Below are 17,391 nucleotides of genomic sequence, written 5' to 3'. Positions count from 1 at the left end.
TCCGAATGATCTGTTGCGTTGGCTCCGTGCCAAGACGGACGACGGCACGGCGACCGGTCAGACGCGGTCACGGGACGGCACGGTGGCCGGCAAGGCCCCGATGATGTCCTGCCCCTCGTGCACCCGGAGCGGAGCGGTACCCGAAGCTCGGAGGGCGTCCTCCAGGCGGGGCCGGTACAGCGGGCTCAGCAGAGTCCGGGCGGTGTCGATGCCGGCCCACCGGACTTCGCTCGCCTCCGCGCTCGGTCGCGGGGCGCCTCCCACGGGCGCGGCGACGAACACAGCCGCGAGGATGCCGTGGCTCGGGTGCTGGTAGACGCCGGCCAGGCCGGACACCTGCACGGTGACCCCGGTCTCCTCCTCGGTCTCCCGGGCAGCGGCCTCGTACAGCGCTTCACCGGGGTCGACGAGCCCACCGGGCAGCTCCCACCGCACGGGGGAGCGCCGCAGCTGGATCAGTACTCGGCCCTGGTCGTCGAGCACGACGCAGGTGGCGCCCAAGCGGTACCAGCCCGCTGCCACGTGCTCTCGCTGCGAGCTGTTCATGGTGTGGTGTCAGCCAATCGTGTGTCGTGGGCACAGGCCAGTTCGAACCGGCAGTCGGTCAGCAGCCTGCGAAGTCCCGGGTGCGGCTCCTTCTCCAGGAGCTCGTCCACCAGCCCGAGCGTAGCGGCGTCCGCGTGGAACCGTGGGAGGGCCAGGGTGGACAGCCGGGCGGCCGACCAGGCGTCACACTCCGTCCACAGCCGGGGGAGTGCGGCGAGAGCCGGCTCGACGTAGGGGGCGCAGAGAGCGAGCTGGTCCGCTTGGAACAGACCGGCCGTGTGGGCGGCGAGCAGGGCCGGCGGCATGGATCCGGGGTTGTGCAGCAGGTCCAGGGCGTGTTCCTTGGCCTCGGCCGTCGCGCGGGCCGTCATCGCCGTGGCTGCCGCCAGCTCACCCGTGTGTGTCGGGTCCCGCGAGAGTTCGTCCAGGATCTCGTCCCGGCCGTACCGCCCCAGTACCGCAAGCCGTCCGACCGCGCGCCAGCGGAACTTCCGGTCGAGCTGCACACCTGATGGGACGTCGGCCCCGGACAGCCAGCTCGCCAGCACCTCCACGCTTGCGGGGGTGTCCACGGAGTCGACGAACGCTGCCGCGAAGATCGGCCGCAGAGCGCTCTCGCGGCCGTGGGCGGCGTCCACGAAACGGCGCGCGGTCAGGCGCTGGCGGGCGGCGCGGAGGTCGGTCCGGCCGAGTGTGTCGATGCTCGCTCGGACCCAGTCGACGGCTAGCCGTGCGAGGTTCGGATCGGTCTCCGCCGCGAGGGCGCTCAAGGAAGCGGCCAGGAAGTCGCTGACGGGCAGCTCGGCGTCTTGAGTCAGGTGCCAGAGCGTCCGCCAGGCGACCGCTCTGGCGAGTGGATCCGCCACGTGACCGAGGGAGGTGAGCGAGGTGGTCAGCGAGTGGGGGTCGAGCCGGACCCTTGCCCAGGCATGGTCGCCGTCGTTCAGGAGCAGGAGAGCGGGAGCGCGCCGTCCGGCGAGCTCTGGCACTTCGGTACGGGGACCGGTGAGCCGGACGACAGCGCAGTCGCGTCGCACCAGCCGGGTCCCGTCCCGGTCGAAGAGGCCCACGGCGACAGTGTGCTGGCGCAACAGCGGACGGTCCGCAGGCGCCGTCTGCTCGATCAGCACGCGGTCGATCCTGCCGTCGGTCGTCTCCACCACCGGGCGCAGCACGTTGACGCCCGGTGAGTAGAGCCATTCCTCGGACCAGTTCTCGAGGCTCTGCCCCGACGCGCGCTCCATCGCCGTGATCAGGTCGTCGAGCGTCGCGTTGCCGTACGTGCGCTGCCGCAGATGGTCCCGGAGGCCGTCGAAGAAGTTCTCGCGGCCCACGGTGGCCATCAGCTGCTGGAGCACGCCCGCGCCTTTGGCATAGGTGATCGCGTCGAGATTCAGGACGACCCCGGCCGTGCTGAGGACATCGAAGGCGACGGGGTGCGCGGCCGGCCGCCGATCGGCCCGGTGTCCCCACTCCTTGCGTCCGGCGCAGAAGGCCGCCCATCCGGTCTCGTGGCGGGTCGCCTCCGACACCGCGAGGACGGCCAGGAGCTCGGCGCAACTCTCGTTCAGCCACAGGTCGTCCCACCATCGCGGGGTCACCAGGTTGCCGAACCACATGTGAGCCAACTCGTGCGCGACGATGACGGTGCGGAGCTGCCGCCTGTCGTCGCTCGCGGTCGGAGCCAACAGGTATTTCTCATTGAGGGTGACCAGCGCCGGGTTTTCCATTCCGCCGTGGTTGAACTCGGGAACGAAGACGTAGTCGAGCTTCGGAAAGGGATAGGGAATACCGAAGAGTCGCTCGAAGTAGTCGAGCAGTTTGCCCGTGGTTTCGAAGAGGTCGGCGGCTTCGGATTCCATGAGCGGCACCGCGGACCGGCGGCAGTGTATTCCCAGTGGCAACCCGTTCCTCGCTCCACTCACCTCGTGGAAGTGCCCCGCCGCCAGGGCCGTGAAGTATGTGGAGAAAGGCTGCGTCCGAGCGAACTCCCAGTGCCCTTCGGAAACCTTTCGCCCGGCCGCCTGGCCCAGCACGGTCCAGTCGTCGGGAGCGGTCACATGGAGGCGGACCGGTGCCTTGAGGTCCGGCTGGTCGAAACAGGCGAAGAAACGGTGTGCGGCATAGGGCTGCGCATCCGAGTAGACGTAGATCCCGCCGTCGTCCGGATCCGTGTGGCGCTGCAACCCGAGGCCGTCGTGGGAGTAGGAGAACACCGCCTCCACCTCGAGGGTGTTCTCCGCGGCGAGGTTCTCGAGCCGGATCCTGCCTTCCGTGAAGACCTGACCGGGACTCAGTTCCGTTCCGTTGAACCGGATTCTTCCGATCACGTCGGCGGAGCACTCGACGAAGGAGTCGGCACCGGGCCGCGTGCAGGTGAACGAGATGTGGGTCCGGGACGAGAACGTCTCGCCACTCGACCTCAGATCCAGGTCGATGCCGTACTCCTGCACCCGCAACAGCCGTGCACGGCTACGGGCCTCGGTGTACAGCAGGTCTCGAACCTGCGTCATTGGCCGGTACCGGCGGGCGACGGTGCGGCGGAAGCCCCGGCGCGCACACAGGCGTCGACGAGCGGTTTCGCGTACCGGTCGATGCTGGATTCGGGAAATGTGACGTCACGCCATGACGCCGCGGCCTTGCTGACCCCTTTGTCCGAGGTGTTGACCAGGGCTGCCGCAGCCTGGTTCAGACCTTCCTTGGTCACCGAGGTGCGGTCCGTCTCGTACGAGCGGTATGTGGCGATGAATTTCTCGCATGCCGACTTGTCGGCCTTGCTGAATTCCCCTCCGGCGCAACCGCTCAAAGTGGTTGCGACGACGGCTCCTGTGATCGCCATCATGAAGAACCGGTGACGTCGGTAGTGCGCAGGGTGCTCGATCACCGGGCGACTATAGCAAGCGACCGGGACGGCGGGAGTAGGGGTGTTGTCCCTGAAAGACGGGACCTGAATATTTCCCGAGCTGGTGGAAGCATTAAGGGGTTCGGCTTGAGTTTTCCCGAAAGGTTGAGACGTGGAGGCATCCGCGGGATCGGTCGGCGGCCTCTACGCCATCAGCGACCTGCATGTGGGGTACGAGGAGAACCGGCGGCTGATCGAGCGCATCCACCCCCGCTCGCGCGCGGACTGGCTGATCGTGGCGGGCGACGTGGCCGACACCGTCGCGGATGTCGAGTGGACCCTCGGCCTCTTGCGGGAAAGGTTCGCAAAGGTCATCTGGTGCCCGGGGAACCACGAGCTCTGGACGCCGGCCAGGGACCCGGTCCGGTTGCGTGGCGTGGCACGCTACGAGCACCTGGTCGACACCTGCCGGAAGTTGGGCGTCCTGACACCGGAGGACAGCTACCCGGTCTGGCGTGCGGGCAGCACCGCGCTGCGCATCGCGCCGTTGCTGCTGCTGTACGACTACACCTTTCGGGTGGCCGGGACGGATGACAAGGAGGAGTCCCTTGCCCTGGCGTACGAAGCCGGCGTCGTGTGCACCGATGAGCGCCTCCTCCACCCCGATCCCTACCCGAGCCGTGAGGCATGGTGCCGCGCCCGGGTGGCCTTGACCGAACGGCGGCTGGCGGCCTGCGGTTCCGATGTGCCGCTCGTGCTGGTGAACCACTGGCCGCTGGTTCGCGAGCCGACCGAGGTGCTGTACCACCCGGAGTTCGCGCAGTGGTGCGGAACCGTCCTCACCGCCGACTGGCACCGGCGGTTCAACGTCGCGGTAGCGGTGTACGGGCATCTGCACATCAGACGCTCCACCGTCTATGACGGGGTTCCTTTCGAGGAAGTGTCCCTGGGCTACCCGCGGGAGTGGCAGCCTGCGGGACCGCCCACGCCGCTGCTGCGGCGGATCGGTTAGCGAGGCCGCCCTGTCCCCTCCCCGCGGAACGGGCGCGGCTTGACCGGTTTCCCGATCGGTTGCCGATGACCGGACTTCGCGGCACAGCGCGGCCTGCGCGTTCGGTGGATTTCCGGCCAGGACACCTTCCGTGTCGCCCTGTTTCCCTGCACGTCCCCCAAACCTGCGACAGGTTGCGTCTGGCGGCTGTCGTTAGGGTCATGGTCAAACGACTATCCGGCCGAATCTGGTTTCCGTGGCCGCTATTTGAGAATGCGCAAGCTGTACTGGGAAGGATCGTCCATGCTCATCGACGCCGCCAAAGCGGCGACGGGCCGGATCGCGATAGCCGAAGACTGGCTGCTGTGGAAGCTGGCGGCGCTGCGGTCCGCCGGACTGCCGTTCCAGCGCCTGGACGCCTTCGCCGTGGCGGGGGAGCCGGAACGCCCTTCGGGAACGGAGCGCGACGCCGAGGCCCGGGCCGCGACCAGGGCAGCAGTGAACGGCTTTCTCCTCGACGAGACCTTCGCCTCGGCTTTGACCTGGCAGAACCCCGAGGTCATGGCGAACTGGGCAGCTGACTACGCCGCTTCGGTGCGGGCCGGGCGACCGGCCGGACTGCCGCGGATGGCGCGCCGCGAGGCACTGATCGCCCGTTACGCGCAGCGGTACTGCGCGAAGAACGACACGGTCGGCTTCTTCGGGCCAGTCGCCTGGGCCGAGTTGGGCGGCACCGACACGGTGGTGTCCGGCAGCGGCGGGATCGTCCGAAGCGCTGTCGGCTTCGAGATCTGGGCGCTGCAGGCGGTCGCGCGCCACTGGAACGCCGACCCCGAACTGCGCCCCTTCCTGCCCGTGCGGATCGACCCGGCCGTCACCGTCGCCGGTGACGCGGCCCGGCGCCCACGGCGTCCGCTGCTTGCCCTGCCCCCCGGTGCCGCCCGTCTGCTGGCGGGTCTGCCCGCATCGGTCGAGGAGCTGACGGACCGCCACGGCGAAGGTGCCGGGGCGCTCATCGACCAGCTCGCCAGGGAGCAGGTGGTCCGGGTCGGCTTCGCCGTACCCATCGACGGCAGTCCCGAGCGTCACCTCCGTGAGCAGGTTGAGCAGATCACCCATGTCCCGGTGCGCCGACGCCTGCTGGCCGTACTCGGGGAACTCGAGGCAGCGCGTGCCGCGGTGGCGGCTGCCCGCGGTTCCTCCGCTCTCGCCGAGGCACTCGGCCTCGCGGACGCGGCCTTCGGCGGAGCCATCGGCGTCCTGCCGGCGTCCGAGGAGCGGGGAGCCGCCGACCCGACGCCCGTCCGGCGCCGACCGGCTGCCCAAGAACGCGCCGCCCGCTCTTCTGCCTTGGCGGCCGGCGGCCGCACACCTCTCTACACCGACTGCCGCCGTGACCTCGACGCGGTCATCGGGGACGACGCCCTCAACGCGCTCGCCGGGCCGCTCTCCGTCGTTCTCGACGCCGCCCGCTGGCTGGCAGCGGAGATCGGGCAAGCGGCGAACGAGGAGTTCATCCGCCGGTACCGGGAACTGCGCCAGGGACGTGAGGTCGTCACGCTGGCGGAGTTCCAGCTTGCCTGCGCCGATGTCCTCGACCCGGCCGCCGAGCTCTATGCGGAGGTCCGCACCGACTTCCAGCTGCGCTGGGCCGAGATCCTGCCCGAGGGCCCGGACGACGCCGTCGTTCCCGTGGACCGCGCCCGCGAGCTGGCCAAGGTGCTCTTCAAGCCCCGTGGCCGCCTGTGGGCGGCGGCCAAGGTTCACAGTCCCGACGTCCTGCCCCGCCGGGCGGAAGACGGCAGCCTGCACTGGGTTCTCGGAGAACTCCACGTTGCCCTCAACACCCTGGAGAGCCGGGTCTTCGCCACCATGGCGGACGACGCCCGGGCACTGACGCAGGCGGTCGCCGACGACGCGGTACCGCATCGTGTGGTGCCCGTCTATCCCGCCTCCGCCGCGGAGATCAGCTCCCGGACGTACCCGCCGCTCGCGCTCGATCCTCCGGGGATGTACCGCTACTGGTCGTACGGGTCCGACGACGGGCATCCGTCCGGTGCCCCCAGTACACCCGCGAGCGACCTCGTCGTCCACGAGGCGGACGACGACCTGCTGGCCACGTCGGCTCAAGACGGGTGGCAGGCCCCGGTGGTGGAGTGTTTCGGCGAATTCCTCACCGCGGTGGTCGTCAACATGTTCAAGATCAGGTCGCCCCGGCGCAGCGCTCCCCGGGTCGCCATCGGTGACCTCACGGTCTGCCGTCGGCAGTGGCGGGTCGATGCCGCGGAGACCGGTCCGCTCCCCGAGCGCAGCAGGGACCCGGTCCAAGGCGCGCTGCGCGAGTGGGCGGCGCGTCGGGGGCTGCCCCGGCATGTGTTCGTGGGCAGTCCGCTGGAGCCCAAGCCCTTCTACGTGGACTTCCAGGCACCCGCGCTTGTCGACAACTTCGCCCGAGCAGTCCGCCGCGTCGCGGCCCTTCCACCGGGCCGGGCACACCTCGACATCGCCGAGATGCTTCCTGCGCCGTCGGAGCTCTGGCTGAGCGACCCCGAGGGGGGCCGCTACACCTCGGAGCTGCGGATCGTCGCGGTCGACCAGCACATGTACCCGGCGGCGTCCTGGGCGGTGGACGGGGCGCGCCAGCACCAGGAGGGGGTTGGACTTGCCGCCCGTTGACGGCACCGATGAGCTGCTGCTGCACCGGCTCTTTGCCCGGGCCTGCCGCAGATTCCCCGAGCGGACCGCTGTCGTCGCCGGTCGGCAGCGACTGAGCTATGCGCAGCTCGATGCAGCGTCCGACCAGCTGGCACAGCGGCTCATCGCGGCCGGGACCGGTCCCGGCGTGCCGGTCGCCGTACTCGTGGACAAGGAGCGGGTGGAGTCCGCCGTCGCGGTCGTTGCCATCTGGAAGGCGGGCGGTTGCTACCTGCCGATCGACCCGGCGACACCGACCGCCCGGATCCACGCCATGCTCACCGCGGCCGAGCCCGCGGTGCTGATCGGCGGGGCGGAGGACAGCGCCCCGCACGCTGAGCTGGTCGGCCGGGTCGAGCCATGGCTGCCGTGGTGGGAGAGCGGGGAAGCACCATGTCCCCCGCGGACGCGCGTGTCACCCGACGACCTGGCCTACCTCGTGCACACCTCGGGTTCGACCGGCCTTCCGAAGCCGGTCGCCGTTTCGCACCGTGCACTGGCGACGATCTACCACGCCTGGGCCCACTGCTACCAACTGGCCCCGGAGCCACGCGTCCACCTGCAGGCGGCGGGACCGGCCTTCGATGTCCATGTCGGGGACATCGCCCGGGCACTGCTTTCCGGCGGCTGTCTGGTGCTCTGTCCCAAGCGCGTCCTGCTGGATCCGCCGTCGCTCGCCGATCTCATAGCCGCGAACGGCGTCGACACCGTCGAGTTCACCCCGGCCGTACTGCGGCTCTTCGCGTCGTGGCTCGCCGCGGAGAAGAGGGCGACGCCGTCACTGCGGCTGCTGATCTCCGGTGGCGAGCGGTGGACCGTCCGCGACTACCAGGCCGTGCGCGCGACGTTCGGCCCCCGGGTGAGCATCGTCAACTCGTACGGGGTGGCCGAGGCGGCCATCGACAGCACCTGGTGCGAGGTCGACGACGGACTCCTGCGCAGCCTGCCCGACGGATCGGTCCCCATCGGCCGGCCGTTCCCGGGAGTCCACGTCCGAGTGCTCGACCGGACCGGCCGGGACGTCGGCGACGGAGAGACCGGCGAACTGTGGCTCGGCGGTGCCACCCTGGCGGCCGGCTACCACCGCAGACCCGACCTCACCGCGGAGCGGTTCGTCGCCGCCCCCGACGTTCCCGGCGGCCGTCTGTACCGGACGGGCGATCTGGTACGGCGCGTCGGCGGGATGCTCGTCCACATCGGACGGGCTGACGACGAGGTCAAGGTCCGAGGTGTGCGGGTGCAGCCGGCCGCCGTGGAGGCGACCCTCGCCGCTCACGAGGCGGTCCAGGCGGCCGTCGTCGCCCGTCACGAACAGGCGGGGGAGGCGGTGCTGATCGCGCACGTCGTCGCGCGCAGCGACGAGGAGCCGCAGGCACTGGCCGACCGATTGCGGCGCCACTGCGCCGAGACCCTGCCCGACGCCATGGTGCCGGCCGAGGTCATCCGCCACGACCGACTGCCGCTCACCCCCTCGGGCAAGGTCGACCGCGACGCCCTGCGACGGTCGCGGGGCGGGGACGAGCAGGCGTCCGCCGACGGCACGTCGACCGAGGAACTGCTCGTCGCGGCCTGGACCCGGTTGATCGGCCGCCCGCCGCGCGATCTCGACGAAGACCTGTTCGAGGCGGGCGGCAGCTCCCTCACCGCGGCGCTCCTCGCCGTCGCCGTACGGGAACGGACGGGCGCGTGGATCCCCATGGCGGCGGTCTTCGCCGCACCGACCATCAGAGCACTCGTCAGGGCGGTCCATGACCAGGCCCGTGCCGACACGCCCCTCCCCGCCAGTGACGCCGAGGGCGGACCCCTCGACCCTGAGCAACGGCGGCTGTGGCTGTTGCACCAGATCCGTCCCGACGACCCCACGTACAACCTCCCGACGCTGTTGCACGTCGACGGTCCCCTGAAGACCGACGTCCTTCGTGAGGCGTTCACCTACCTGGTGGCCCGCCATGAGGCCCTGCGCACCGCGTTCGAGAACGGACCGGACGGACCGGTGATGCGGGTGCTGTCGCAGGTCCGCGAAGAATGGGAGGTCGTCGACGCCGCATCGGACACCGCGGCGTCGGTGGTCGAGGAGATCGTCCGGCGGCCCTTCGACCTCGGCCTCGGACAGGTGGTCCGGGCCGCCGTGGTCCGGCATGGCGCGGACCGCTTCGACCTCCTCCTCGTCGTCCACCACATCGCTTTCGACGGTTGGTCGGAGCGCATCCTGGTGGAGGAACTGGGGGCCGTCTATAACGCCCTGCTGGCGGCCCGAAAGCCCGACCTGCCGGAGCCCGCGGTGCGCCCGCTCGACCTGAGTGCCCGGCGCAACGCTCGGCTGGTCGGAGAGCCTGGTGACACCCAGCGGGCCTACTGGAGGGAGCGGTTCGCCGATCCGGTACCGACGCTGCCGCTACCGGTCCGTGATCCCGGGCCGGAAACGGCGACGCCCCGGGCCGCGACGCTGCGCCGCGAGCTCGGTCCGGTCGCGGCCCGGGCGGTGTCCGAGACGGCCGCGGCGCGCCGGACCACCGAGCACGTGGTCATGCTGGCCGCGTTCGCCCTGCTGCTGAGCCGGTGGTCGGGCCGCCGGGACCTGGTGGTCGGCGTGCCGTACGGCGACCGGGACCTGCCCGAGACGCAGCGACTGGTCGGTTTCGACGTCGCCACGTTGCCGCTGAGGTTCTCCGTCGCCCCGGAGACGGACTTCGACACGCTGCTGCGTGAGGTGCAGTCCGGATTCACCGACGCCCTCGCCAACTCGGAGATCCCGTACGACGAGATCGTCCAGCAGGCGCGTGGGCCGGAGACGGAGCAGGCCCCGCTGTTCCGCGCCTGGTTCAACTGGCTCGGGCGCCCGCTGGAGCCGCCGTCCATGGCCGGCCTGCGGGTGACGGTCGGGGAGCCCCCGATTCCCGGCGCCCTGTTCGATCTGTCGATGTACGTGACCCGGTACGACTCGGGTCACCGGATCGATCTCGTCTATGACGCCGACCGCTTCGACGAGGCAATCACCGAGGAGTTCGCGGACCAGTACCTGGCGCTGGTCGCCGCAGTGTGTGCCGCGCCGGGCGAGCCGGTGGGCAGCCACCGCCTTGCCGCGCCGGAGCCCGCCTGGCCCGATCTCCGTGACGACGTGCCCGACCTTCTGGCCGGCCTGACGCGGGTCGCCACGGCGTCTGCCCGGGAGACCGCGGTCGTCGGTCCCGAGCTGGAACTCAGCTATGCCGAGCTGTACGCACGTGCCGGCGCCTTCTGCGCCGCCGTCACCGCTGCCGGGGCCGGGCCGGGAACCACGGTCGGAATCTACGCGGCCCGCACGCTGGAACTGGTGCCCGCGCTCCTCGGAGTGCTCGGCGCCGGTGCCGCCTTCACGATCCTCGACGCGAAGTACCCGGCGGCACGCCTGGCTGCTCAGTGCCGGTCGGCGGACGTGAGCGTCGCCTTGGCGGTCGGAGCCGATGCCCCGACCGAGCTGCGGGCCACGGTGCCGGACTGGCCCGCCGTCCCGGCGGATGCGCAGATGCCGTGGCCGTCGGCACCGTCGAGTCCGGAAACGCCGGCCTATGTGGCGTTCACCTCCGGTACGACGGGCGAACCCCGTGCCGTCGTCGGCAGCTCGCGCCCGTTGGCGCACTTCCTGCACTGGTACGTGAGTGCCCACGCCATCGGGCCCGCCGACCGGTTCGCCATGCTCTCCGGCCTCGGTCACGATCCGCTGCTGCGGGACGTCTTCACGCCGCTGTGGACGGGTGCGACGCTGTGCGTGCCACCCGCCGGGCTCACCAGGGCGTCCCGTGAGTTGCGGGAGTGGCTCGCCGTACAGAGGGTGACGATCGCGCACGTCACTCCCGCGATGTGCCGGCTCGTCGCACTCGCCCGGCAGGCTCCGGTCCTCACCGATCTGCGGCTGGTGTGCTGCTCCGGTGACGCTCTCACGGCGGCCGACGTCGCGGCGATCCGGCACTGGGCCCCGCGGGCCGTCGTGGTGCACGGATACGGCACGACCGAAACGCCGCAGCTGGTCAGTGCGCGCGTGCTCGATCCCGGAGAGCCGCAGTCGGATCCGGTCACGATCGCTGCCGGGGCTCCCGGTGCCGAGGTGCTGGTCCTGGACCGGTACGGCAGGCGCGCGGCGGTGGGGGAACTGGGCGCCGTGGTGGTGCGCAGCCCGTACCTGGCCTTGAGTGCCGGTGCGCGAGGCGAGCAGGCCGAGGTGTTCGCGCCCGATCCGGTGCCCGGCCACCGTCGGTTCGCCACCGGGGACTTGGGCCGCTACCACTCGCAGGAGCTGATCGCGCTGGCCGGACGCGGCGACGACCAGGCCAAGATCCTCGGAATCCGCACCGAGCCGGCCGAGATCGACCGTGCGCTGCTCGGCCACCCGGCCGTCCGAGACGCAGCGGCCGCCGTCCGGCGGGGTCCCGACGGAGCGCCGAGACTGATCGCCTACGTCGTGCCTGCGGCGGACGGCCCGGCCCCGAGCGTGGAATCGGTCCGTGCCTTCCTGCGGGTCCGCCTGCCGGAACACATGCTGCCGGTCGCGGTGGTACCGATCCCCCGTATCCCTCTGACCCCGAACGGCAAGACCGACCGAGCCGCACTGCCGGCGCCGCCCCCGGCAACGCCGACGCCGGCCGCAGGGCCGCAGACCGAACTCGAGCGCCTGGTGGCCGAGGTGTGGGCGCGGCTGCTGGGTGTGGACTCGGTACCTGTCGACCGCACCTTCTTCGCTCTCGGCGCCAGTTCCCTGCTGATCGCCCGAGCCCATCAGGAACTCGAAGAGACACTCGCGCGGGAATTCCCGGTCGCGGCCTTGTTCGAGCACACCGGAGTCCGCGCCCTGGCGGCATACCTGTCCGGCGCCGTCTCGTCGACCCCGGCCCGCTACCGGCGGGAACCCGTCACCCGCTTCGCCGATCTGCGCTCCCGCCGGCTGGCGGCGCGAGCATCAGCGCGACTGAAGGAGAGCAACGCGTGAACACGTACCCGGACGACAGCATCGCGGTGATCGGGTTGGCAAGCCGCTTTCCGGGTGCCCGCAACACCGCGGACTTCTGGGACAACCTGACCAAGGGTCAGGAAGCAGTGACGTTTCCCGAGGATGCGGAGCTGCTCGCCGCGGGCGTGCGCCCGGAGCTGCTCGCCGACGCCTCATATGTGAAGGCGTACGCCGAGACACCCGACATCGAGGCGTTCGACGCCGAGTTCTTCGGGTTCACCCCGCGGGACGCGGCCGTACTGGACCCGCAGATCCGGATGTTCCTCGAGGTGGCGCACGACGCCGTCGAGAACGCCGGATACGACCCCCAGCGCATCGCGGAGGGGGTGGGCGTCTTCGGCTCCACCGGTGTCAACACCTACCTCGATGTGCATGTCCGTGCCGGCGCGGGCTACCAGCTGCTCTCAGCCAGCGGCCTGGCGTCCAGCACGCTGAGCTACCCGGACTTCCTGGCGACCCATGTCGCCTACCGGTTCGGATTCCGCGGACCGGCGCTCACGATCTCGACCGCGTGCTCCAGCTCGGCCGTGGCCACCCACCTGGCCTGCCAGGCGCTCCGGGCCGGAGAGTGCGACTACGCCATCGCAGGCGGATCCGAGGCCGAGATACCCGTGCACCACGGCTACCAGTGGGACCCGGGCGGCCCGATGTCATCCGACGGCCACTGCCGGCCGTTCGACAAGCATGCCAGCGGAACGGTCTTCAGTACCGGGGCAGGTGCGATCCTGCTCAAGCGGCTCTCCGACGCCATCGCCGACGGCGACCACATCTGGGCGGTCATCCGCTCCTCCGCGGTGAACAACGATGGCGCCACCAAGGCAGGCTTCTCCGCCCCCAGCGTCGTCGGACAGGTGGGCGCGATGGCCGAGGCGATGGCCCTGGCCGGAGTCACCGCCGCCGACATCGACTTCGTCGAGGCTCACGGCACGGGCACCTCACTCGGCGATCCGATCGAGGTGGCGGCGCTCACCGCCGCTTTCGAAGCCGCCGGGGCGGCTGAGCGCACCAGCCCGGTGGCGCTCTCCTCGGTCAAGGGCAACATCGGTCACCTCGGTCACGCGGCCGGGATCTCGGCACTGGTCAAGGCGGTGCTGTGCCTTGCCCACGAGCAGCGCGTGCCGACGGCCAACTTCACCGAGCCCAACCCACGACTGAAGATCGAGCAGTCCCCGTTCAGGGTGGACGACGCCCTCGTGCCCTGGCCGCGCACGCCGGACCGGCCGCGTTTCGCAGCGGTGAACTCGCTCGGTTTCGGCGGCACCAACGCACACCTGATCCTGCAGGAAGCGCCGGTGCCGACCATCGGCGAACCCCACCAGCGGCCCCAGGTGATCGTCTGGTCCGCGCGCTCCGAGCAGGCTGTCCGCGACTACGAGCCGCTGCTCGTCGAGCACCTGGGCGGCGAGGCCGCCGCCCCGCTCGCCGACGTCGCGGGCACCCTCCAGGACGGCCGTACGGAGCACCCCGTCCGAGCGGCGGTGGTGGCCGACGAGGCGGCGGAGGTCGCGGAGGCCGTGGCCCGGGACAAGGTGGTCCGGTCGACCGGCGGACAGCGGCGCCCCATCGTCTTCGCCTTCCCGGGACAGGGATCACAGCATCCACGGATGGCGGCGGGCCTCCACGGTGCGGACCCCGTCTTCACCCGGACGCTGGACGAGTGCTTCGAGCGGTTCGAGCGTCTCGGCACATCGGGCGCCGCCCTCCGCGAAGCGTGGTCGGCGGGAGACGCCGAGGCGGTGGTGGACACGGCGGTGGCCCAGCCGCTGCTGTTCGCCGTCGAGTACGCGCTGGCCGCCATGTGGCGGTCCTGGGGCGTGGAGCCGGCCGGGGTGGTGGGGCACAGCGTGGGCGAGATCACCGCTGCCGCCGTCGCCGGCGTTCTGGAACCCGATGACGCGGCCCGCCTGGTGCTGGCCCGCGCCACGGCGATGGCGGCTATGGAGCCCGGTGTCATGGCATCCGTCGCGGCGACCCCGAGCGAGGTCGCGGCGTTGCTCCCCGACGGCGCCACCGTCGCAGTCGTCAACGGGCCGCGGCAGACCGTGGTGGCCGGCGCGGCCGACCGAATGACCGAGGCGCTCGCCGTGCTCGACGAAGCCGGCCTCTCCTGCCGCAGGTTGGCGACATCGCATGCCTTCCACAGCCCGTCGATGGCCGCGGCCGTCGACATGTTCGCGGCGGCGTTCGACGGTGTGGTGCTGCGCGAGCCGCAGGTGCCGATGGTGTCGGCGGCCACCGGCGAGCAGGTGTCCACGCAGGCGCTCGATCCGATGTTCTGGGCGCGCCAGCTGGTGGAACCGGTCCGCTTCGATCTGGCGCTCGACCAGGTGCTCGGTGACTCGGGCGCGCTGGTCATCGAGGCCGGGCCCGGACGCGTGCTGACCAGCCTGGTACGGCAGTATCCGGCGGACCGGTCCGTCCTCGCCGTGCCGACGCTCACGCGTACGGGCGAGGGGGACGATCTGCGGGCCGCGCTGTCGGCGGCCGCCACCGTGTGGGTCGAAGGCCACACGGTCGACTGGGAAGCGATCCGCGGCCGGCGACCGGTGCGCCGGGTGCCGCTGCCGGGCTACCAGTACCAGCGCTCCAGGCACTGGCTGGAACTACCGGGCACCGCCGAGACCTCCGCCCCCACCGAGTCCCCGCGTCCGGAACCGAATCCCACGGAGGAGCCCGTGACCTCTGCCGGAGCCGATCCGTTCACGACCTTCACCTGGGTCGAACGCCCCCACCTGGAGCCCTCCGTCCACGGCGAGGACCTGGGGACAGCGCTGGCCCTGCTGCCGGAGGAGCCCGAGGACGCGCTGCGGGTCCTGCTGAGCCTGCGTCAGGCCGGTTACCGGCCCGTCGGGGTGCGGACGGGCAACGTGTTCGAGGCGGCCGACGACGAGTTCCGGGTACGCCTCGCATCCGAGGACGACCTGGACCGCGTTTTCGAGGCTCTGGCACATCGCGGGGAAGTGCCGCGGTTGCTGGTGCACGCGCTGACGGTGCCCGCCTGGCCGCAGCCGACCGCGGGCAATGCCGCGGGACAGTTGGACGAGGCCTACCACAGTCTCACCGCGCTGGTCCGCTGCGGCACCCGTCATGTCGGGACCGGGGGCGTGCTCGTCATCACCGGCCGCTCGGCGGATGTGACCGGTGCCGAGCCGGTCGACCCCGTGAAGGCCGCACTGCACGGCGCGGTCCGCACCCTGGCGCTCGAGGCACCGGAGCTGACGTGCCGTCTGGTGGACGTCTGCGACTCCTACCGCGAGGAGGACCTGGCGGCCGAGATCGCGTCCCCCGCGCCGGAGCCGGTGGTCGCACTGCGCGGCCGGGGGCGGTGGGTCCGCGCAGAACGGGTGTACCGTCCGGCCGCGTCGACGGCTCCGGCACTCCGCCGCTGCGGCGTCTACGTGCTCACCGGCGGATTCGGCGGACTCGGCGGCGCTGTCGCCCAGGCCCTCGCCGGCACCGGCATGCGCCCCCACCTGGTGCTCGCCGGACGCAACCTGCCCTCCCCGGAGCGCCTCAAGGCGCAGACCGCGCAGTTGGAACGCCTCGGTGCCACGGTGCAGGCGGAAGCCTGCGACATCGCCGATGGCCGGGCGGTCCGGCGGCTGTTCGACAAGGTCAGGGCACGGCACGGAGCCGTCAACGGCGTCGTGCACCTCGCGGGTATCGCGGGAGACGGCCTGCTGCTCGGCCGGCGCCGAGAGGAGGCCGAAGCGGTACTGCGGCCCAAGGTCCAGGGGACGCTCGCGCTCACCGAGGCCTTGTCCGACCACCCTCCGCTCGACTTCATCGTCCTCTTCTCCAGCCGGGCCGCCCTCAACGGCCTCGTCGGCAGCGCCGACTACTCGGCGGCCAACTGCTTCCTCGACGCCTATGCCAGGTCCTTGACCCGTGAGGGCGTCACGGCGCTGAGCGTCAACTGGCCCTCATGGCGTGACGCCGGCATGGCGGCGCGGGACGACCGCCCCGCGGGCACCCGTGTGTGGACCGGCCGGCTGGACGCGGCCACCGACCCCATGCTCGACGAGCACCGGGTCGGCGCCAAGCCGGTCATGCCGGGCACCGGCCACCTCGACATGGTGGTCCGCGCGTTCCGCGAAGCGATCGGCCCTCGCCGCACCCCCGTGCGCCTGAGCGATGTGGTGTTCCAGCAGGCCCTGGTGGTGGAACGTCCCCGGGACGCCGAGATCGCCTTCGAGCCGGACGGAGCGGGCTGGCGCTTCACCCTCTCCTCGCGGACCGCGGAGGGCAGCGGAGCCGCGATCACCCACTCCACCGGGACGATCGCCGTGCTCGACACGCCCCGGCTGGCACCCGGCAGCGATCTCTCGGCTCTGCGGGCCAGGCTCAGCACGCCCGCGGTCTTCGAGGTCGCCACGCAGATGAACGACGCGTTCTTCACCTTCGGGCCGCGCTGGGACAACATCGAGAAGGTCACCGTCGGCACGGACGGGCACCTGGAGAAGCTTGTCGACATGGTGCTGGCGGCGCCCTTTGCGCACGAGGTGGCCGACTACCCGCTCTACCCGACACTGCTGGACAACGCGACCGCCGAGGCCCGGACCTCGGGCATCGACGCAGCTCATCTGCCCTTCGGGTACGACGCGTTCGAAGTCTACGAGGACCTCCCCGCCAGGCTGACGAGCCACATCAGGCGCCGCCCGGCCGGTGACGGGCTGATCGTCGCCGACATCGGTCTCTACGCGGCGGACGACGGCCGGCCCGTCGGCAGGATCGACGGCTACACCATGCGCCGGATCAGCGACGACGGGTTCGTCGCGGGGCCGCCGGCCGGGCAGCGTCCGGCTGACAGCGGCACCACGGCGGCTACCGGTGTCGAGGGCATCGCACCGGCAGCCGGCGGACGGCTGTTCCTGGCGCTTCTCGGGGCCGGCCGACCCTCCCAGGTGGCCGTGCGCCCGTACGTCGACGACAGCCCGGTGCCCCTGGCCGAGGCAGAGCCGGCAGGCGCCGTAGCGGTACCTTCGGTTCCTCTGCCGGTCGCCGTCGTACGACCGGCGGTGCCGGCCGCGGATCAGGCCCCGACCGTCGCGCCGGTGCCGGTGATGGTGCCGGCACAGGCACAGGCACAGGCACCGGCGGCCCAGGGCGGAGCGGTCCTCGAGCGGCTCGGCGCGCTCTGGACGAAGCTGCTGGGCCGCGAGGTCGCACCCGACGACGACTTCTTCGAGCTCGGCGGGTCCTCGCTGACCGCCGTGGAGCTGATGGCAGGCATCAGGGAGGAGTTCGGAATCCGCGTCGGAATCGTCACCATGTTCGACAATCCGACCCTGCGTGCGTTCGCGGATGTGCTCCAGGCACAGGGGGCGAGCTGAC

At 71.3% G+C, this 17,391-nt stretch carries 7 protein-coding genes; 4 read left to right on the top strand and 3 right to left on the bottom strand.

Going from position 1 to position 17,391, the window contains the following annotated elements; translation table 11 throughout:
- Positions 1 to 57: 57 nt before the first annotated feature.
- Genes ACFYOH_RS12715 through ACFYOH_RS12705 form a run of 3 tightly spaced genes read right to left on the bottom strand, consistent with a single transcriptional unit; the run spans position 58 to position 3,430 of the window.
- A complete protein-coding gene (locus tag ACFYOH_RS12715; protein ID WP_388624527.1) occupies positions 58 to 546 on the bottom strand; it encodes an NUDIX hydrolase in 489 nt (162 codons plus the stop codon).
- Positions 543 to 3,059 (bottom strand): aminopeptidase N, encoded by a 2,517-nt coding sequence (gene pepN / locus ACFYOH_RS12710; RefSeq protein WP_388624524.1) that lies wholly within the window; start codon positions 3,057 to 3,059, stop codon positions 543 to 545. The genes ACFYOH_RS12715 and pepN overlap by 4 nt, the downstream gene beginning before the upstream one ends.
- Positions 3,056 to 3,430, bottom strand: coding sequence for a hypothetical protein (locus tag ACFYOH_RS12705; RefSeq protein WP_388624521.1), 375 nt, complete (start codon positions 3,428 to 3,430; stop codon positions 3,056 to 3,058). The genes pepN and ACFYOH_RS12705 overlap by 4 nt, the downstream gene beginning before the upstream one ends.
- 130 nt (positions 3,431 to 3,560) lie before the next feature.
- On the opposite strand from ACFYOH_RS12705, the gene ACFYOH_RS12700 reads away from it, so the two are divergent.
- From ACFYOH_RS12700 to ACFYOH_RS12685, 4 genes are all read left to right on the top strand, one after another.
- Positions 3,561 to 4,400, top strand: a complete 840-nt coding sequence (locus tag ACFYOH_RS12700; protein ID WP_388624519.1) for a metallophosphoesterase family protein — start codon at positions 3,561 to 3,563, stop codon at positions 4,398 to 4,400.
- Between the two features lie 282 nt (positions 4,401 to 4,682).
- On the top strand, positions 4,683 to 7,055 hold the full coding sequence (locus tag ACFYOH_RS12695; protein ID WP_388624516.1) for a lantibiotic dehydratase: 2,373 nt from the start codon (positions 4,683 to 4,685) through the stop codon (positions 7,053 to 7,055).
- Positions 7,042 to 12,036 (top strand): amino acid adenylation domain-containing protein, encoded by a 4,995-nt coding sequence (locus ACFYOH_RS12690; protein WP_388624514.1) that lies wholly within the window; start codon positions 7,042 to 7,044, stop codon positions 12,034 to 12,036. The genes ACFYOH_RS12695 and ACFYOH_RS12690 overlap by 14 nt, the downstream gene beginning before the upstream one ends.
- Positions 12,033 to 17,390 (top strand): SDR family NAD(P)-dependent oxidoreductase, encoded by a 5,358-nt coding sequence (locus ACFYOH_RS12685; protein WP_388624511.1) that lies wholly within the window; start codon positions 12,033 to 12,035, stop codon positions 17,388 to 17,390. The genes ACFYOH_RS12690 and ACFYOH_RS12685 overlap by 4 nt, the downstream gene beginning before the upstream one ends.
- The last annotated feature ends 1 nt before the right edge of the window (position 17,391 follow it).

The organism is Streptomyces sp. NPDC007856 (assembly GCF_042868225.1).
Lineage (GTDB): Bacteria > Actinomycetota > Actinomycetes > Streptomycetales > Streptomycetaceae > Streptomyces.
This window is presented reverse-complemented; position numbering and strand designations above follow the sequence as displayed.